Source organism: Microbacterium sp. M3 (assembly GCF_033548675.1).
Taxonomy (GTDB): domain Bacteria; phylum Actinomycetota; class Actinomycetes; order Actinomycetales; family Microbacteriaceae; genus Microbacterium; species Microbacterium arthrosphaerae.
The window spans coordinates 231,165-248,706 of record NZ_JAWTZT010000004.1; the positions used below are offsets into that span (position 1 = coordinate 231,165).

Sequence of the window (17,542 nt, forward strand, 5' to 3'; positions counted from 1 at the left end):
CTCATCCCTTGACCGCCCCCGTCAGACCGCCGACGATGCGGCGCTCGAACAGGCTGAAGAACACCAGCGCGGGGAGCATCGACAGCGACGTGAAGGCGAGCACCTTCGCCGTGTCGACCGAGTACTGCGACGAGAACGCCTGGACACCGAGCGGCAGGGTGAACTGCGCCTCGTCGTTCAGGATGAACAGCGGCAGCAGGTAGCCGTTCCAGCTTCCGATGAAGGCGAGGATGGCGACGGTGATCACACCGGGTACCGCGAGCGGGAGGACCATCCGCCAGAAGAACGACAGGCGACCGCATCCGTCGATGTAGGCGGCCTCCTGGATCTCGTCGGGGATCGCCTTCAGGAAGGGGACGAGGATGATGATCGTCGTCGGCAGCGCGAATGCGATCTGGGGCAGGATGACGCCGGGCAGGCTGTTCATGAGCCCGAGGTTGCGCACCACGATGTAGAGCGGCGTGATCGCCACCGTGATCGGGAACATCAGGCCCGCGGCGAACAGCGCGTAGAGCGCCCCGCGCCCGACGAAGTCGTACCGCGCGATGACGTAGCTGGCCATGAGCCCGAGCACCACCGCGCCGGCGGTCGTGGCGAGGCCGACCATCGTCGAGTTCAGGACCTCGTTCCAGAAGAGGCCGCTGGTCAGGACATCGACGTAGTTCTGGGGGTTCCAGCTGGCCGGCAGCCCGGACGGGTCGACGGTGATCTCGGAGTTCGTGCGGAAGCCGCCGATGATGATGTACAGCACCGGCCCGAGCATCAGCGCGATCACGACGAGGGCGATGAAGTAGACCGCCGGGCTTCCCCACGGCAGCCTGTTGACGTCGCGACGGCGGCCCGGCGTCGTGTCGCGGAGCATGATGGTCCGGGTGCTCATCGAGTCCGTGGCGCTCACTTGACACCCCTCTCTGTGATGGCACCCGCGGTGTCGCGGCGCAGGATCGTGCGCTGGTAGATCAGCGCGACCACCAGCGAGATGACGAAGATGACGACGGCTACGGCGCTGCCGTACCCGAAGTTGCCCGAGTTGCGGCCGGTGGCGACCATGTAGATCGCCATCGTGTTGGTGCCCGCGACCGACGACACGTACTGGCCCCAGATGATGTAGACGAGATCGAACAGCTGCAGCGCGCCGATGATCGAGAGGAACGCCCAGATCCGAAGCGTCGGGCCCAGCAGCGGGAGCGTGATGGACCGCTGGATCTGCCAGTAGGAGGCGCCGTCGATCGCGGCGGCCTCGTACAGCTCCTGCGGAATCCCCTGCAGGCCCGCGAGGAAGAGGATCACCGCGAACCCGATGTACTTCCACGTGAGGATCGCCATGAGGGTCCAGATCGCGATGCCGGGGTCGGAGAGCCAGTCCTGTGCGAGAGCGCCGAGCCCGATCTTCTCCAGGAAGCTGTTCACCGCACCCGCCGTGGCGAGCATGAGGCTGAAGCCCGTGCCGACGATCACCTCGGCGATCACGTAAGGGACGAAGATCAGCACGCGGATCACCGACTGCCCGCGCATGCGGCGGTTGAGCAGCAGTGCCAGCAGGATCGCGAGCGGCCCCTGCAGCACGAGCGACGCGACGACGATGAAGGCGTTGTGCCCGAGCGCCTGCTGGAAGATCGGGTCGGTGAAGATCGTGACGTAGTTCTGCAGGCCGATGAAGTCGGTGGCGGGACCGAATCCCGACCAGCGGAAGAACCCGTAGTACGCCGCCATGATGACGGGGAAGATCACGAAGCCGACGAAGAAGATCAGGGCCGGGCCCACGAGGATCGCGACCTCGAGGCGCCCCGCCCAGCCCAGGCCTCGCGGGCGTCTGCGACCCTGCGGCACCGACGGGGGCGGCGTGACGCCGCCCCCGTCGTGCTCTGCAAGGCCGCGAGCGTCAGATGACATCTCGCGGAGTGACACGATCAGCCCTGCTTGCCCGCCGCGTTGACGGCGTCGACCAGCTTCTGCGGGTCGCTGTTGCCGGCGAGCATGTCGACGACGGCCACATTCAGGGCGTTTCCGACGTTCTGACCGAGCACCGTGTCGAGCCACTGCGAGACGAACGGAGCGCTGTTGTACGCCTCGAGGATCTGCTGGAGGTACGGCTCGGTGACGGCCTCCTGCGCCACGGTGTTGACCGGCGGCGAGTTGAAGGCCTTGTAGTAGGCGGTCTGCTGGTCGGCGCTCGCGACGAAGTTCAGGAAGTCCGCGCACTCGTCCGGGGCGTCGGCCGCGCACGAGTACCCGTCGACGCCGCCCATCATCGAGCCCGGCTCACCCTCGCCGCCCGCGATCTCCGGGAACGGGAACCACGCGAGGTCGGGGAGCGGCTTCTCGTCGGGTGTCAGAGAGGCGATCACGCCCGGGTCCCACGCTCCCATGAGCTCCATCGCCGCCTTGCGATTCGCGATCAGGCCGGCCGAGCTGCCCGCACCCTGCTGGGGCTCGGTGGTCAGGAAGCCCTCGTTGAACGGGTCGATCGACGCGAAGTCCTGCAGGTCTTCACCGGCGCGCAGCCAGCACTCGTCACTGAAGTCCTTCGTGTCGCCGGTCTCCTCGATGACCTCCGGGCTGCACTCCCGCAGCGCGAAGAAGTAGTACCAGTGCGCGGCCGGCCATGCGGCCTTGGCGCCGAGCGCGATGGGCTCGATGCCGGTCTCCTTGAGGCTCGCCACGGCGTCCTCGAGCTCGTCGATGCTCTCGGGATTCGCCGTGATCCCGGCGTTGTCGAAGGCATCCTGACTGTAGAAGAACCCGCCGGGCAGCACCGACAGGGGCATCGCCCACACCTTGTCCTGGTACGTCTCCGCGGCGAAGGAGCCCTCCGGGATCTCGCTCTTGACGTCGTCGGAGACGAGGTCGGTCAGGTCCTTCAGCTGGCCGGCGTTGACCATGGCGGCCATCTTGCCGCCGCCGCGCTGGAGGAAGATGTCGGGCGGATCGCCCGCGTTCAGGGCGGTCTGCAGCTTGCCGTCCATGTCTTCGTTCTGCACCGACTGCATCTTGATCGTGACGTTCGGGTTCTCCTCCTCGAACGCGGCGATCGCGTCCTTCCAGAACTGCTGACCCGGGCCGGTGGTGGAGTTCTGCCACAGCGTCATCTCGACCGTGCCGTCGCCGCTGTCGCTCCCGCCGCCGGCGCTGCAGCCGGCGAGCGCCAGCGCACCGACGACAAGTGCTGCCGAACCCGCGAGGATTCTCTTGCCCTTCATGTGATTCCCGTTCTCTTCATCGAGGAGCACCACTGCTCCGGGGTGCTGAGTCCGCGCGAGAAATCGCGCGATGCGCGGTCCGCCGACCGCATGAAAAGTATGCGCAGACAACAAATCCGTGTCAAACGTTTTCAAAATCGTTTTCGAAGCCGTTATGCTTCCGAGATCATGAAGCGCCGACCCACGATCACCGACGTCGCCGCGGCAGCCGGCGTCTCCGTCGCCACGGTGTCGAAGGCCGTCAACGGCCGCTACGGCGTCGCGCCCGAGACTGTGGATCGCGTGCTCCAGGTGGTCGCCGACCTCGGCTACGAGTCGAGTCTCATCGCCAGCAGCATGCGGTCGCGGACGACGGGGGTGATCGGCGTGCTCGTCGCCGACTTCGAGCCGTTCAGTGCCGAGGTCCTCAAGGGGGTCGGGCAGGCGCTGAGCGACTCGAGGTACGACCTGCTCGCGTACTCGGGCACGCGCTCCACGGCGGAGGGATGGGAGCGTCGCTCGCTGTCGCGGCTGAGCGGCACTCTCATCGACGGCGCCATCATGGTGACGCCGACGGTGGTCAATGTGAACGCCGATGTGCCCGTCGTCGCGATCGACCCGCATACCGGGCCCGCCGACCTGCCGACGGTCGAGTGCGACAGCTTCGGCGGCGCACTGCAGGCGACCCGCAGCCTCATCGACCTGGGGCACACTCGGATCGGCTTCATCGCCGGACGTCCCGATCTGCGCTCATCGATCGCTCGCGACGCCGGCTACCGCCGGGCGCTGACGGATGCCGGCCTCCCGGTCGACCCGGCCCTGGTGGGCTCGGGGAGCTACCGTCAGGATGCCGTCCGCATGGCTGCGCTCGAGATGCTCCGCCGCTCCGATCGGCCCACCGCCGTCTTCGCCGCGAACGACCTCTCGGCCCTCGAGATCGTGCGGGTCGCGTCGGAGCTCGGCCTCGAGGTGCCGCGCGACCTGTCGGTGATCGGGTTCGACGACGTGCCCGAGGCATCCAAGGCCATCCCGGCGCTGTCGACCGTGCGCCAGCCCATGCAGGTGCTCGGGGCCGAGGCGGCCCGCATGCTCCTCGACCTGATGGACGGCATCACACCGACGGTCACCCACGTGAAGCTCCCGACGAGACTCGTCCTTCGCGAGACGACGGCGCCGCCGGCGTGATGCCCACCGTCAGCCCGCCGCGCCGCCGGGGTCATGCCCACCGTCAGCCCGCCGCGCCGCCGGGGTCATGCCCACCGTCAGCCCGCCGCGCGGGTCATGCTCCGGTCAGCAGGCGTGATGCCCGCCGTCAGGCCGGTGCGATGCCGGCGGGATCCCGCAGCAGCTCGCTGAACGCCGCCTCCGCCGCGCCGATGAGGAGCCGGTCCTCGGCGAGAGAGGCGACGCGGATCTGCAGCTCCTCCGCGTTGGCAGACATGGTCTGCTCCTGCACGAGCGCGGTGAACCCCGCCAGGTCGACATCGGCGATCGTCGCCAGGAACCCGCCGAGCACCACCACGCCGGGGTTGAGCGCGTTCACGGCGTTCGCCAGCGCGGTGGAGAGGATCCGGCGCTGGCGGTCCACCTCCTCCACGGCCGATGGTCCCGCCACCGCCACCGCGGCCGCGAGCGCCGGCTCGTCCGCCGCGACGAGCCCGACCGCCGCGAGCAGCCGTGCCCGGCTCACCTCGTCCTCCAGCACGCCGTCGTCGGCGCGGCGGTCCGTCGCCGCGGCGATGCCGGGGCGGTTCTGCCCGAACTCGCCGGTGTAGCCGCCGGCGCCGAGCAGCGGCATCCCGTGCACGATGAGGCCGCCGCCGATGCCGCTCGCGCCGCCGTTGAGGTACACGACGTCGTCGAACCCGGCGGCCGCGCCGAACAGGTGCTCGGCGATCGCCCCGAGCGTGGCATCGTTGCCGACGGTCGTGGGCAGCCCGGTCGTCTCGGCGACGAGGTCGCGCAGCGGCGCATCGGTCCAGCGCAGGTGGGGTGCGTTGCGGACGAGTCCGTCGGCGGCACGCACGAGGCCGGGCACCGCCAGGCCCACGCCGACGATCCGCGCGGCGGCGAGGTCGTCGTCCTGCCACCGTCCGATGCGATCCGCGATGAGCCGTGCCGTCTCGTCGGTGGTCAGCAGGTGGTCGACCTCGATGCGCTCCCGCACGGGGATGCCGCGGTCGAGGCCCACGGCCGCGATGGTGAGCGCGTCGACCTCGGGGTTCACGGCGATCGCCACGACGCCGGGGTCGGCGGCCACGATCGGCGAGGGGCGGCCGACCCGGCGGGAGGGGTCGGGGGCGCGTTCGATCACCAGCCCGCCGCGCACCAGTTCGGCGACGAGGTCGGCGATCGTGGAGCGGTTGAGTCCGGTCGCCTCGGTGAGCGCGGCCCGCGAGAGCGGACCCTCGAGATGCACCAGCCGCAGCAGGCGGGCCAGGTTGCGCTGGCGCACGCCTTCGGCCGGGGACAGTTCGGTCATCCGTCTCACTGTAGGGCCCGATGCGGGCGCGCGAGTGGACTTTGTTGTTCCGCGCTTCAAAACCCGGTCGGCGCGGGACGAGAGGTCACGCCGACGCGCGCGGCAGCGGCAGGGGTGAGATCGAGTCGACCGCTGCGGTGAAGTCCAGCGTCTGCAGGACCTCGACGGCGCGGTCGTAGCGGGCGCCGGCGAGCACGACGAACACGGCGCCGACGACGTCGATGAAGCCCACGGTCGTGCCGCATGCCCTGACCTCGTAGCGATCGATGTCGATGCGCTCCCAGCGGATGGCCGAGTCGTCCGGTGCCGGCGGCTGGGGTCGGCGTGGGGGAAGCTCCTTGAGCGAGGGCATGACCCGCGCGCGCAGACTGTTCCGCCGTGCTGCCGGGGACGGCCTTTCGAGCACCATCGCGAGCCTCCTGTCGTACTGCGAACGATCCTGGTGGCCCGGGCAATCCGGTGCACGGGGCTTGACGTCCGCCCGGCGAGCGGGTAGCGCCGTCCGTGCCGCTCGGCGCACCCCGGTGTGGCCGCTCCCTGTTGTAGTCGGTGCGGATGAATCCCGTGTCGCCGCGGCGTGAACGTCCGGTGCCGCTCGCTTGGGCGTCCGGTTTCGTGCTGGACGCGGCATCCGTTCTGGTATACGTTGTCGGCAGCAACAATTCTCGCGAAGGAGCGCCATGCCCACCCCGACCCGCGCCGACAAATTCTCGTTCGGCCTCTGGACCATCGGCTACAACGGGACCGACCCGTTCGGCGGCCCCACCCGCAACCACCTCGACGTCGTGCACGCGGTCGAGAAGCTCGCCGAGCTCGGCGCGTACGGCCTGACGTTCCACGACGACGACCTCTTCGCGTTCGGGTCGACCGACGCCGAGCGCCAGACGCAGATCGACCGCCTCAAGGGCGCGCTCGCCGACACCGGCCTCATCGTGCCGATGGTGACCACCAACCTGTTCTCCGCCCCCGTGTTCAAGGACGGCGGCTTCACGTCCAACGACCGCGACGTGCGCCGCTTCGCGCTGCGCAAGGTGCTCCGCCAGCTCGACCTCGGTGCCGAGCTCGGCGCCAAGACGTTCGTCATGTGGGGCGGCCGCGAGGGCGCCGAGTACGACTCGGCCAAAGACATCCGCGCCGCGCTCGAGCGCTACCGCGAGGCCGTGAACCTGCTCGGCGACTACGTCACCGACAAGGGCTACGACATCCGCTTCGCCATCGAGCCGAAGCCCAACGAGCCGCGCGGCGACATCCTGCTGCCGACGCTCGGCCACGCGATCGCCTTCATCGACTCGCTCGAGCGCCCCGAGCTCGTCGGCCTCAACCCCGAGGTCGGCCACGAGCAGATGGCGGGCCTCAACTTCGCCGCCGGCATCGCCCAGGCGCTGTACCACGGCAAGCTCTTCCACATCGACCTCAACGGCCAGCGCGGCATCAAGTACGACCAGGACCTCGTGTTCGGCCACGGCGACCTGCACAACGCGTTCGCCCTCGTCGACCTGCTCGAGAACGGCGGCCCGGGCGGCGTGCCGGCCTACGACGGCCCGCGTCACTTCGACTACAAGCCCTCGCGCACCGAGGACGAGACCGGCGTCTGGGACTCGGCGGCCGCGAACATGCGCACCTACCTGCTGCTCAAGGAGCGCGCCGCGGCCTTCCGCGCCGATCCCGAGGTGCAGGAGGCGCTCGCCGCGGCCAAGGTCGACGAGCTCTCGGTGCCGACGCTCAACGAAGGCGAGTCGTACGACGACTTCCTCGCCGACCGCTCCGCCTACGAGGACTTCGACGCGAACGCCTACCTCGGCGGCAAGGGCTTCGGCTTCGTCCGCCTGCAGCAGCTCGCGACCGAGCACCTGCTCGGCGCCCGCGGCTGACCGCATCCATATCTCGACCGCGAGAGTACGACTGGCGGACGAAGGGTAGGCAACCTCCCTACCTCTCGGCGACCAGCTGTACTCTCGCGGTCGCAGTCGAGTTCGAGTTCGAGGAGGAGGGCGAGCGATGAGCCTCGTCATGGGAGTCGACTCGTCGACGCAGTCGTGCAAGGTCGTGGTGACGGATGCCGCCACCGGCGCGGTGGTCCGGCAGGGGCGCGCGGCGCACCCCGACGGGACGTCCGTCGACCCCGGTGCGTGGTGGACGGCGCTGCAGGCGGCGATCGCCGACGCCGGCGGACTCGAGCCCAGCGCCGCGGGCACCGCAGCGGTCCAGGCATGGGCGATCGGCGGGCAGCAGCACGGCATGGTCGCGCTCGACGCCGACGGCCGGGTCATCCGCGACGCCCTGCTGTGGAACGACACCCGCTCGGCGCAGGCGGCTGCCGACCTCATCGCCGAGTTCGGCGCCGACGAGCTCGCGCGGCGGACCGGACTCGTGCCCGTGGCATCCTTCACCATCACCAAGCTGCGCTGGCTGCGCGACGCCGAGCCCGGCAACGCGGCGCGCGTCGCCGCAGTGGCGCTGCCGCACGACTGGCTCACCTGGCGCCTGCGCGGCTTCGGGCCCGAGGGTGAGTCGCCCCGCGGGCCGGTGCTCGACGAGCTCGTGACGGATCGATCGGATGCCTCGGGCACCGGCTACTGGAACCCCGAGACCGGCGGCTACGACCGCGACCTCCTCATCGCCGCACTGGGGCACGACGCCGTCCTGCCGCGGGTGCTGGGACCGGACGAGTGGGTGACGGATGCCGCGGGCCGGCGTGTCGGCGGCGGCGCCGGCGACAACGCGGGCGCAGCCCTCGGACTCGGCGCCGGACCGGGCGACGTGGTCGTGTCGATCGGCACGAGCGGCACCGTCTTCGCGGTGAGCGAGGAGCGCACGATCGATCCGACGGGCACGGTCGCGGGCTTCGCGGACTGCACCGGCCGATTCCTCCCGCTCGTCGCCACCCTCAACGCCGCCCGGGTGCTCGACGCGATCGGCCGCATCCTGGCCGTCGACCACGCCGAGCTCTCGCGCCTCGCGCTGGCTGCCGAGCCCGGTGCCGGAGGACTGGCGCTGGTGCCGTACTTCGAGGGCGAGCGCACGCCGAACCTGCCGGACGCGACGGCCTCGCTCAGCGGCATGACCCTCGCCTCGACCACGCGCGAGAACCTCGCGCGGGCCGCGGTCGAGGGCATGCTCTCGGGCCTCGCCGCGGGCCTGGGGGCGCTCCGGGGGCTCGGTGTTCCACTCCAGCGCGCGCTGCTCGTCGGAGGGGGCGCCCAGTCCGAGGCGGTGCGCGCGATCGCGCCGCTCGTGCTGGGGCTTCCCGTCGAGGTGCCCGAGCCCGGCGAGTATGTGGCGCTCGGCGCCGCCCGGCAGGCGGCATCCGTCCTCTCCGCCTGAGCCGCATCGCCCCCCCCCGCCCCCCCGGGTTCCGTCCGCACGACTCGTCGCGGGCCGACGAGAGCCGGGTTTCCGGTTGCAGGGACGCCGTGGCGGCGCGACGGGACCGAATCCCGAACGACGCGCGGGCGCGGACTCTCGCCCGGCGGCCGGACACCCGCGCCCCGGCGCGGGTGCGGCGGTACGATTCCGGCATGGCGGACACGATCGCCGTCCTCGAGCGGGCGCGGACGGCCTATCGATCCGGTGACTGGGACGCGGCGCGCGACGACTTCGCGACGGCTCGTCGCGACCACGCCGTCACCGGCGACGACGTCCGTGCGCTCGCGGCGTGCGAGTGGTGGCTCGGGCGGCAGGAGGCCTGCCTGGATCACCTCGAGTCGGCGTTCCGGATGCTGTCGGGTGACGGCGACGACATGGGCGCCGCCGAGACGGCGCTGGTCATCGCGCTCGTGCGACTGACCCGGGCCGAGCTCACGGTCGGCACCGCCTGGGCGCGGCGCGCGCACCGGATGCTCGCCGATCTGCCCGATGGCCGCGCCCATGCCTACGACGTGTACCTCACCGCGAGCATGGACCTCGACGGCACCGGATCCCTCTGGCCTGCCGACAGCGTTTCCCGCATGCAGGAGCTCGCGGCGACGCTGCGGTCGCCCGCGGTCTCGGCGCTCAGCGCGGTGGTGACCGGCATGCACGACATCCGGGCGGGGCGCACCGCCGAGGGCTTCGCGCAGCTCGACGAGGCGATGCTGTGCGTCGTCTCGGACGAGCTCGAGCCCGAGTGGGCGGGCGACGTGCTGTGCACGACGATCCACGTCTGTCACGAGCTCGCCGACTTCCGCCGTATGTCCGACTGGACCCGCGCCGCCGAGGCGTGGTGCGCGGCCCGTGGCAACGACGTCGTCTACGCCGGCGTGTGCCGCGTGCACCGACTCGAGCTGCAGTCGGTGAGCGGGGAGTGGGATGCCGCGGAGTCGGCGCTGCAGCGTGCGTGCGACGATCTGGGCTCCGACCACCCTTGGGTGGCAGGCGAGGGCTGGTATCAGGTGGGTGAGATCCGCCGGCTGCGCGGCGACGCCGCGGGGGCACGCGAGGCGTACGGACGGGCGCGCTCGGCCGGCATCGACCCCGTTCCCGGCGAGGCCCTGCTGGTGCGGGCGGAAGGCGACGCCGCGAGGGCGGCGGCGATGATCACCGCCTCGCTCGAACAGCGCGACCGCATGGGCCGCGCGCGGCTGCTCCGCCCGGGCGTGGAGATCGCGCTGGCCGTCGGCCGGCCCGACTGGGCGCGGCAGCTCGTCGACGAGCTGGAGGCCGACGCCGGCGACTTCGGCAGCGAGGGGTTCCAGGCCTGGGCGGCGCACGCCGCCGGGATGGTCCTGGTGCACGAGGGCGATGCGGGCGCCGCGATCGGCCGGCTCCACGCGGCGCTCGACCTCTTCCGCCGGCTGCGGCAGCCGTGGGAGCAGGCGAACGTGCTCAGCTGGCTGGCCTCGGCGCATGAGCTGCAGGGCGAGGCCGCTCTCGCGGCCGAGCTTCGCGAGCAGGCGCAAGACCTCTTCGTCCGGCTCGGTGCGCCACCCGTCGTGGTCCACGGCGCCGCGGTGCCAGGCGCGGCCACCGGCCCGCTGACCGCGCGGGAGTCCGAGATCGTCGAGCTCGTCGCCCGGGGTCGTTCGAACCGCGAGATCGCGGCGGAGCTCTTCATCAGCGAGAAGACCGTGAGCCGGCATCTCGCCAATGTCTACCTGAAGCTCGACGTCGGCTCGCGCACCGCTGCGGCCGCGTGGTGGCACGACGCCGGCCGACGCGCGACCTGAGCCCCGGCCAGGCCGCGCCGTGCTTCTGCATCGAATGATGCAGACGCACCTCGGGGCTTGCGCTGTTCGCCCGATGCGCGCGGGGGACCGGGATCCGTAGCTTCGTCGGCAGACGCAGCGCGATGCTGCCCGAAGGAGACCTCATGTCCACCACGATGACCGAGACCGCTGACACTGCCCGCACCACCGAGACCGACCAGACCGCCGGAGCCGCGCCCGCCTCCGCCGCCCACGCGGCGTCAGCGGGGCTCGACCCGACGGCCGCCTTCGCCGACCGCATGATGGGAGCCGCCCTCGGCTGGTTCGACCTCATGGCCGTCCACCTCGGGTCCCAGCTCGGCTGGTACGCCGCGCTTTCGCAGGCCGACGGCCTCACGGCCGGCGAGCTGGCCGCGCGCACCTCGACCGATGCCCGCTATGCGAGGGAATGGCTCGAACAGCAGGCGGCGAGCGGCATCCTCCGCGCCGACGACGCAACCGATGCCGAAGCGCGGCGCTTCCGCCTGGCCGACGGCGTGGCCGAAGTGCTGCTCGACCGCGACAGCCTCTCGTACCTCGAGCCTCTCGCCCGGATGGCCGCGGCCTCGTCGGCACAGCTCGACGCCCTGCTCGAGGCCTACCGCGCCGGCGGCGGTGTGAGCTGGGAGCAGTTGGGCGCTCACGCCCGTGAGGCCCAGGCAGACATGAATCGTCCCTGGTTCGCCCAGTTGCCCGCGCTCTTCGCCGGTGTGGAGCGCCTCGACGAGGTGCTCCGCCGCCCCGCTGCCCGCATCGCCGACCTCGGCGCCGGGGGCGGGTGGTCGTCGATCGCGCTCGCGCAGGCCTACCCCGGGCTGCGCGTGGTCGGGTTCGACGTCGACGAGGCCTCCGTCGAGATGGCGCGGCGCAACGCCGCCGACGCCGGCGTCGCCGACCGCGTCGAGTTCCTGCTCTCGGACGCCGCACTCGTCGCCGCGCAGGGCCCCTTCGACGGCGTCTTCGCGTTCGAGTGCCTGCACGACATGCCGCACCCCGTCGAGGTGCTCGCCGCGGCCCGCGCCGCGGTCGGCGACGGCGGCGTGGTGGTGATCATGGACGAGGCGAGCGGGGAGGAGTTCGCGCAAGACGCGAACGAGCTCGAGCGGCTGCTGTACGGCTTCAGCCTGTTCGTGTGCCTCCCCGACGGCATGGCGCACCGCCCGAGCGCGGGCACCGGCACCGTGATGCGGCCCGCGACGCTCCGCGGCTACGCGCGCGCCGCCGGCTGGAGCGACGTCCGTGTCGTGATCCCCGAGTTCGGGCTCTGGCGGTTCTACGAGATCGTCTGACCCGCACCGCGCCCCGTCGCGGAGCTGCTCACGACCGAGGTCTCCCGCGGCGCGGGCGCCTGCGCCACCCCGGCGCCTGCGCCACCCCGGCGCTTGCGCCGCCCCTGCGTGCCGTTCGCAGGATCGATCCGGATGCCGCGGCCTGTGGCCACGGCATCCGACGGCGGCCGCGATGACAGAGCCGCGTGCGTCCTGAGAACGGCGGGGGTCGTGGGCGACAATGGGCGGATGGAGGCCGCCGACGACGCGCAGCTCGACGCCATCGCGGCGGAGCTGTACGCCCTGCCGCCGGCGGAGTTCACCGCGGCCCGCAACCGCCGCGCGGAGAGGTCGGGGGGCGCCCTCGCCAAGCGGCTGAAGGCGCTGCGCAAGCCGACGGTCGCGGCCTGGGCGGTGAACCTCCTGGCCGGTGGCGGTCAGCTCGCCGACGCGGTGGAGCTCTCTGCGGCCCTGCGCGAAGCGCAGGACGACCTCGACGGAGCCGAGCTTGCGCGCCTCGGCCGCCAGCGGCGGCAGCTGGTGGCGGCGCTCGCGAAGCAGGCGGTCGGCCTTGCCGAAGAGGCGGGCGGCACCGTCAGTGCCGCGGCACGCGACGATGTCGAGAAGACGATCAACGCGGCGGTGATGGATGCCGCAGCCGCCGCCGCAGTGCTCACCGCCCGGCTCGTCAAGCCGCTGGAGGCGGGCGACATCGAGCCCGAGATGCTCGCCGACGCGGTCGGCGGCTCGCTGCCGGGCGTCGTCGCGCCGCCGCCGCGCGACGACCTCGCCGACCGCCGCGCGCGCAAGGCCGCGGAGAAGGCGGCGCGCGAGGCGGAGCGGCTCGCGAACGAGGCCGAGCGCGAGCTCGCGCGCGTCGACGCCCGCCGCGCCAAGGCGCAGGAGCGCGTCGACCACGTCCGCGAGCGCATCGACGATCTGCGCCGCGACCTCGCCGCACTCGAGGCCGACGAGGAGGCGGCGGTCGACAAGCTCGACGCCGTCGAGCGCGACCGCTCAGCCGCCGCCGCCAAGGCCCGCGACGCCGCGAAGGAGTCCGAGCGCGCGCAGCGAGCCCTCGACGACCTCTGACCTCCCGACGCGCCCCGGCCTGCGGCATCCGTCCCGCCGCCCATGGCAGTCTCGGTCGGTCGGTCGCATGCCCTGCCCCAGTCCCCCGTCGAGATGGTGCGTTCTCGCCGAGAACGCACGTCGTCGGCGCCGAGAACATGCGCTCTCGCCGAGAATATGCAATGTCGACGCGCGGCGGGCGCACCACCCCGACCCGCGGACGCGCCCGGGGGGCGGCATCCGCTCTCACAGGACTCTCGTAGGCCGCGCGCATAGCGTGAAGCGCATGGCGACTCCCGCACCATCGGTGCCCGCGACGGCGTCCGACGAAGGCGAGATCACGGTCTCGCCGACCGAGCTCCGGGAGCTCCGCGACGAACTGCAGCGGTTCATGATGGAGTACCGCTTCGGCCTGCAGGAGGTCGAGACCAAGATCGGGATCCTGCGCGACGAGTTCCTCCTCACCCACGACTACAACCCGATCGAGCACGTCTCGAGCCGCGTGAAGTCGCCCGACAGCCTCGTCGAGAAGGTGCAGCGCAAGGGCATCGATCCCGACTTCGCGTCCATCCGGCGGAGCATCACCGACATCGCGGGCATCCGCATCACGTGCAGCTTCACCGCCGACGTCTACCGGCTCTTCGACCTTCTGACCGCGCAGGACGACGTGCGCCTGATCCAGGTGAAGGACTACATCGCCTCGCCGAAGGCCAACGGCTACAAGAGCCTCCACGCCATCCTCGAGGTGCCGGTGTTCCTGTCGACCGGACGCATCGAGGTGCCCGTCGAAGTCCAGTTCCGCACCATCGCGATGGACTTCTGGGCCAGCCTCGAGCACAAGATCTACTACAAGTACGCCACCCGCGTGCCCGACGAGCTGCTGGCGAGCCTGAAGGACGCCGCCGACACCGCCGCCGAGCTCGACGCGCGCATGGAGCGACTGCACCGCCAGATCCGGGGTGGCAGCGCCGGCCAGTCCGCACCGGTCGCCGTGCGCGAGATCGGCCCCGTCACCTCGGCCGAGTCGTCGACGGATGCCGCAGCCCCCGGTCACGCCGACCCTCGGGCCCGCGAGGTCTGACCCGCGACCTCACCGCCCACGCCGCTCCCGCCAGCCTGGACGTGCTCGGCCTCGCCGCCCGGCCCTGCCACACCCGGGCGCACCGGTCCCTGCCGGACCCCGCCGCCCCGACCCGTCGAGTGAGTGCGGTCTCGGCGAACGAGCATGCTCTCGGCGCCGACGACGTGGTGGTTCGCCGAGAAACCACGATGTCGGCGAGGGAGCGGGCGGGGACCCCGCCGGCGAACCTCAGCCGGCGAGCACCGTTTCCGCGGTGTCGAGGTACTCGTCGATGTCGCGCGGGCCGAAGACGGCGACGTTCGCGACGTAGCCCTGCGCGAGCGCCGCCACGGTGCGGGCGGTGCCGGCGGCCAGGCCTTCGGCATCGGTGGGGTCAGCCGCCTGCTCCAGCGACCACGGGCCGAGGGCGGCAGCCAGCGACGCGCGCAAACGGCCCGCGGTGCGCAGCATCTCCTCGTGGAGTCCGGGCTCCACCATCGCCTCGCCCCAGAACTGCAGCACGAGGCTCGGCGGCAGGCCGACCTCCTCGAAGACTCCGAGCATGCCGCGCAGGGCCTGCCGCGGCGTCACGACGTCGCCGCGCTCACCGGAGGTCTCGAGGGCGTCGATGCGGGGCAGCAGGAATCTGCCCACGATGTACCGCGCGAGCTCGGCCTTGTTCGAGAAGTGCGAGTAGATGGCCCCGGTCGACAGGCCCGACTCCGCCACGATGTCGGCGATCGACGTGTCGCGCACGCCGTTGCGCTCGAGGCATCGGAGGGCGGCGCGGGCGATCTCGTCGCGCCGCGCCTCGCGGTACTCATCCGACACTTTGGGCATGGAAAGAGAATACCTATTCTGTTATCCTCGCAAACAGAACCACCATTCTCTTTAGGAGGTCGCCATGAGCGTCCATCGTTCCGGACCGCGTTCCGACGCGATCGTCCGCCCGACCAAGTGGGGCGTCGCCGCACTGCTCGGGCTCGTCGGCTCGGTCATCGTCGCCCTCGTCGTGATGGCGTTCGTCTGGCCCGCCGCCACCTCGCAGCCGCAGAATCTGCCCGTCGGCATCTCCGGACCCGCGGATGCCGTCTCCGCCGTCGAGACGAAGCTCGCCGAGCAGGACCCGGCGCCGTTCGCCCTGCACGAGGTCGGCTCCCGAGACGACGCGGTGTCGCAGATCGAGTCGCGCGAGCTCTACGGCGCGATCCTCCTCGGCGAGCAGCCGGAGGTCCTGGTCGCGAGCGCCGCGAGCCCGGTCGCCGCCCAGGCGCTGCGCGGCGTGGCCGCGCAGCTGCAGTCGCAGATCGACACCGCCGCGAAGGCGGCGCTCACCGAGCAGCTCACCGCGATCGTCGGCGCCCTGCAGTCGGGCGTGCGGCCCCAGCTGCCCGAGGGCGGTGGCGGCGCCGCCCCCGAGATCCCGACCGTGACCGTCACCGACGTGGTGCCGCTCGCCGAGGGCGACAGCTCGGGCGCCGGGCTTGCGGCATCCGTCTTCCCGCTCGTGCTGGGCGGCATGCTCGGCGGCATCCTGCTCACCCTGCTGGTGCAGGGCGTCGTGCGGCGTCTGGTCGGTCTCGTCGTCTTCGGTGTCGCGGCGGGCGCGCTCATCACCCTCGTGATGCAGACGTGGTTCGGCATGCTCACCGGCGACTGGCTGCTGAACGCCGCCGTGATCGGGCTCGGGGTGAGCGCGACGTCGGCGCTCATCATCGGGCTGGCCGCCGTCATGGGGCCGGCGGGCATCGGTGTCGGCGCCGTCATCACGATGTTCATCGCGAATCCCATCGCCGGTGCCGCTATGCCCCCGCAGTTCCTGCCAGAGCCGTGGGGTGCGATCGGCCAGTTCTTCGTGCCGGGCGCGTCGGCGACGCTGCTGCGGTCGGTGATGTACTTCCCGGATGCCGCGACCCTGGCGCAGTGGCTGATCCTCGGCTCGTGGCTGGTCGGTGGGGTGGTGCTGGCGCTCATCGGCCACCGGCGCACCCGCGCCGAACTCACCCCGCCGGCGCAGCAGCTCGAGCCCGCCGACACGGCCGCGGACGACGGCGCCTCCAGCGAACGGGCAGCACCCGTTCACGCATGAGCGGGCCGCGGCGCGGTACGGTCGCACCGATGGGGACCCCGCCGCGCCGCGTCCGCCGACTGCGCTTCGTCACCGCCTTCGTGGCGGCGACGCTCGCCGTGGTGGGCGGCGTCGTCGCCGCGGAGGAGATCCGGCTGATCGGCGACGCGCTCGAGCGGCCGGGCATCGACGCGTTCTACGCCCAGCCCGCCGGCGCCTCGACGGCGAGCCCGGGTCGATCGTCAAAGTCGATCCGCTCCTGGGCGCGCCGCTCGCGAGCCGGGCGTGGCGCATCATGTACCGCACGACCGATGTGCACGGCGATCCCGCGGTGTCGACCGGCGTGCTCGTCGTGCCGCTCACGCCGGCCCCGCCGGGCGGCCGCACCATCCTGTCGTGGGGGCACCCGACGACCGGGGCCGCGCGGGAGTGCGCGCCCTCGTACGGCTTCGACCCGTTCCTTGGGATCGAGGGGCTCCGCTTCCTGCTCGACCGGGGGTACGCGGTCGTCGCGACGGACTACGTCGGGATGGGGACCGAGGGGACGGACTCGTACCTCGTCGGCGTCACGGGCGGCAACGCCGTGCTCGACGCCGCGCGGGCGGCGCGCGGGGTGCCCGAAGCGCGCGCCGGCGACGACCTGGCGCTGTGGGGCCACTCGCAGGGCGGCCAGGCGGTGCTGTTCGCCGCCCAGCGGGCGGCCGAGTACGCGCCCGAGCTGAGCCTCGCGGCCGTTGCCGCGGCCGCGCCCGCCGCCGACCTGCCCGGCCTGATGAGCGCCCACCTCGACGACATCTCCGGCGTCACGATCGGGTCGTACGCGTTCACCGCGTACGCCGAGGTCTACCCCGAAGCCGGCCTCGACGGCATCCTCACCCCCGCGGCGCAGGGGATCGTCCCGCGCATGAACGAGCTCTGCCTGCTGTCGAACATCTCCGCGCTCCACCGCATCGGCGCGCCGCTCGTGGGCGACTTCACGACCCGTGATCCCACGACGACCGAGCCCTGGGCCACGCTCTTCGCCGAGAACTCCGCGGGGGCGACCGGGTTCGATGCGCCCCTCTTCCTCGCCCAGGGTCTCGACGACGAACTCGTCGTGCCGAGCGACACGACCGAGTTCGCCGCGCACGAGTCGTCGCTGGGCATCGACGTGACCTACCACGAGATCCCCTTCGCCGACCACGGGACGGTGGCCTACCTCGCCCTTCCCGCGCTGCTGCGGTGGCTGGACGGGGTCGCATCCGGGTGAGCC

15 protein-coding genes are annotated in these 17,542 nt (G+C 71.9%); 9 read left to right on the forward strand and 6 right to left on the reverse strand.

Annotated elements, in window-relative coordinates; translation table 11 throughout:
* Position 1: 1 nt before the first annotated feature.
* Genes R8Z57_RS13355 through R8Z57_RS13365 form a run of 3 tightly spaced genes read right to left on the reverse strand, consistent with a single transcriptional unit; the run spans position 2 to position 3,200 of the window.
* Positions 2-862 (reverse strand): carbohydrate ABC transporter permease, encoded by an 861-nt coding sequence (locus tag R8Z57_RS13355; RefSeq protein ID WP_318354496.1) that lies wholly within the window; start codon positions 860-862, stop codon positions 2-4.
* Positions 863-894: 32 nt separating this feature from the next.
* Positions 895-1,893 (reverse strand): sugar ABC transporter permease, encoded by a 999-nt coding sequence (locus tag R8Z57_RS13360; protein WP_318354278.1) that lies wholly within the window; start codon positions 1,891-1,893, stop codon positions 895-897.
* Between the two features lie 17 nt (positions 1,894-1,910).
* The gene (locus R8Z57_RS13365) at positions 1,911-3,200 is read right to left on the reverse strand and encodes an ABC transporter substrate-binding protein (RefSeq protein WP_318354279.1); all 1,290 of its coding nucleotides are present in this window, start codon (positions 3,198-3,200) and stop codon (positions 1,911-1,913) included.
* 168 nt (positions 3,201-3,368) lie between these two features.
* On the opposite strand from R8Z57_RS13365, the gene R8Z57_RS13370 reads away from it, so the two are divergent.
* Positions 3,369-4,364, forward strand: a complete 996-nt coding sequence (locus tag R8Z57_RS13370) for a LacI family DNA-binding transcriptional regulator (RefSeq protein WP_318354280.1) — start codon at positions 3,369-3,371, stop codon at positions 4,362-4,364.
* A 127-nt stretch (positions 4,365-4,491) separates the two neighbouring features.
* Here R8Z57_RS13370 and R8Z57_RS13375 read toward each other — a convergent pair whose 3' ends face one another.
* Positions 4,492-5,661: an ROK family transcriptional regulator gene (locus R8Z57_RS13375; RefSeq protein ID WP_318354281.1), complete on the reverse strand. Its 1,170-nt coding sequence runs from the start codon at positions 5,659-5,661 to the stop codon at positions 4,492-4,494.
* Between the two features lie 85 nt (positions 5,662-5,746).
* Positions 5,747-6,013: a hypothetical protein gene (locus tag R8Z57_RS13380; RefSeq protein ID WP_318354282.1), complete on the reverse strand. Its 267-nt coding sequence runs from the start codon at positions 6,011-6,013 to the stop codon at positions 5,747-5,749.
* A gap of 328 nt (positions 6,014-6,341) precedes the next feature.
* Between R8Z57_RS13380 and xylA the strand changes: the two genes are divergently transcribed.
* The 6 genes from xylA to R8Z57_RS13410 all read left to right on the forward strand — a co-directional run bounded on the left by xylA (position 6,342) and on the right by R8Z57_RS13410 (position 14,243).
* Positions 6,342-7,532, forward strand: a complete 1,191-nt coding sequence (xylA, locus tag R8Z57_RS13385) for a xylose isomerase (RefSeq protein ID WP_318354283.1) — start codon at positions 6,342-6,344, stop codon at positions 7,530-7,532.
* Positions 7,533-7,659: 127 nt separating this feature from the next.
* The gene (locus R8Z57_RS13390; protein WP_318354284.1) at positions 7,660-8,985 is read left to right on the forward strand and encodes a xylulokinase; all 1,326 of its coding nucleotides are present in this window, start codon (positions 7,660-7,662) and stop codon (positions 8,983-8,985) included.
* 194 nt (positions 8,986-9,179) lie between these two features.
* Complete coding sequence (locus R8Z57_RS13395; RefSeq protein ID WP_318354285.1) at positions 9,180-10,805, forward strand: LuxR C-terminal-related transcriptional regulator; 1,626 nt, start codon at positions 9,180-9,182, stop codon at positions 10,803-10,805.
* A gap of 143 nt (positions 10,806-10,948) precedes the next feature.
* On the forward strand, positions 10,949-12,112 hold the full coding sequence (locus R8Z57_RS13400) for a methyltransferase domain-containing protein (protein ID WP_318354286.1): 1,164 nt from the start codon (positions 10,949-10,951) through the stop codon (positions 12,110-12,112).
* 228 nt (positions 12,113-12,340) lie between these two features.
* Complete coding sequence (locus tag R8Z57_RS13405; protein WP_318354287.1) at positions 12,341-13,183, forward strand: transposase; 843 nt, start codon at positions 12,341-12,343, stop codon at positions 13,181-13,183.
* A 265-nt stretch (positions 13,184-13,448) separates the two neighbouring features.
* The gene (locus R8Z57_RS13410) at positions 13,449-14,243 is read left to right on the forward strand and encodes a GTP pyrophosphokinase family protein (protein ID WP_318354288.1); all 795 of its coding nucleotides are present in this window, start codon (positions 13,449-13,451) and stop codon (positions 14,241-14,243) included.
* Between the two features lie 228 nt (positions 14,244-14,471).
* Here the strand turns inward: R8Z57_RS13410 and R8Z57_RS13415 are convergent, their stop codons facing one another.
* Complete coding sequence (locus R8Z57_RS13415) at positions 14,472-15,062, reverse strand: TetR/AcrR family transcriptional regulator (protein WP_318354289.1); 591 nt, start codon at positions 15,060-15,062, stop codon at positions 14,472-14,474.
* A gap of 64 nt (positions 15,063-15,126) precedes the next feature.
* Here R8Z57_RS13415 and R8Z57_RS13420 point away from each other — a divergent pair, with 64 nt between their 5' ends.
* Together R8Z57_RS13420 and R8Z57_RS13425 are read left to right on the forward strand one after the other, a co-directional pair.
* Positions 15,127-16,311: a hypothetical protein gene (locus tag R8Z57_RS13420; protein ID WP_318354290.1), complete on the forward strand. Its 1,185-nt coding sequence runs from the start codon at positions 15,127-15,129 to the stop codon at positions 16,309-16,311.
* Positions 16,312-16,585: 274 nt separating this feature from the next.
* The gene (locus R8Z57_RS13425) at positions 16,586-17,539 is read left to right on the forward strand and encodes a lipase family protein (RefSeq protein ID WP_318354291.1); all 954 of its coding nucleotides are present in this window, start codon (positions 16,586-16,588) and stop codon (positions 17,537-17,539) included.
* Positions 17,540-17,542 lie beyond the last annotated feature (3 nt).

Excerpts from the sequence above, each read along its gene's own strand:
- R8Z57_RS13375 (WP_318354281.1), bottom strand. The coding sequence starts at position 5,661 with ATGACCGAACTGTCCCCGGCCGAAGGCGTGCGCCAGCGCAACCTGGCC.
- R8Z57_RS13425 (WP_318354291.1), top strand. The coding sequence starts at position 16,586 with ATGTACCGCACGACCGATGTGCACGGCGATCCCGCGGTGTCGACCGGC.
- R8Z57_RS13370 (WP_318354280.1), top strand. The coding sequence starts at position 3,369 with ATGAAGCGCCGACCCACGATCACCGACGTCGCCGCGGCAGCCGGCGTC.
- R8Z57_RS13395 (WP_318354285.1), top strand. The coding sequence starts at position 9,180 with ATGGCGGACACGATCGCCGTCCTCGAGCGGGCGCGGACGGCCTATCGA.
- R8Z57_RS13355 (WP_318354496.1), bottom strand. The coding sequence starts at position 862 with ATGCTCCGCGACACGACGCCGGGCCGCCGTCGCGACGTCAACAGGCTG.
- R8Z57_RS13410 (WP_318354288.1), top strand. The coding sequence starts at position 13,449 with ATGGCGACTCCCGCACCATCGGTGCCCGCGACGGCGTCCGACGAAGGC.
- R8Z57_RS13360 (WP_318354278.1), bottom strand. The coding sequence starts at position 1,893 with ATGTCATCTGACGCTCGCGGCCTTGCAGAGCACGACGGGGGCGGCGTC.
- R8Z57_RS13380 (WP_318354282.1), bottom strand. The coding sequence starts at position 6,013 with ATGCCCTCGCTCAAGGAGCTTCCCCCACGCCGACCCCAGCCGCCGGCA.
- R8Z57_RS13420 (WP_318354290.1), top strand. The coding sequence starts at position 15,127 with ATGAGCGTCCATCGTTCCGGACCGCGTTCCGACGCGATCGTCCGCCCG.
- R8Z57_RS13390 (WP_318354284.1), top strand. The coding sequence starts at position 7,660 with ATGAGCCTCGTCATGGGAGTCGACTCGTCGACGCAGTCGTGCAAGGTC.
- R8Z57_RS13405 (WP_318354287.1), top strand. The coding sequence starts at position 12,341 with ATGGAGGCCGCCGACGACGCGCAGCTCGACGCCATCGCGGCGGAGCTG.
- R8Z57_RS13365 (WP_318354279.1), bottom strand. The coding sequence starts at position 3,200 with ATGAAGGGCAAGAGAATCCTCGCGGGTTCGGCAGCACTTGTCGTCGGT.
- R8Z57_RS13400 (WP_318354286.1), top strand. The coding sequence starts at position 10,949 with ATGTCCACCACGATGACCGAGACCGCTGACACTGCCCGCACCACCGAG.
- xylA (WP_318354283.1), top strand. The coding sequence starts at position 6,342 with ATGCCCACCCCGACCCGCGCCGACAAATTCTCGTTCGGCCTCTGGACC.
- R8Z57_RS13415 (WP_318354289.1), bottom strand. The coding sequence starts at position 15,062 with ATGCCCAAAGTGTCGGATGAGTACCGCGAGGCGCGGCGCGACGAGATC.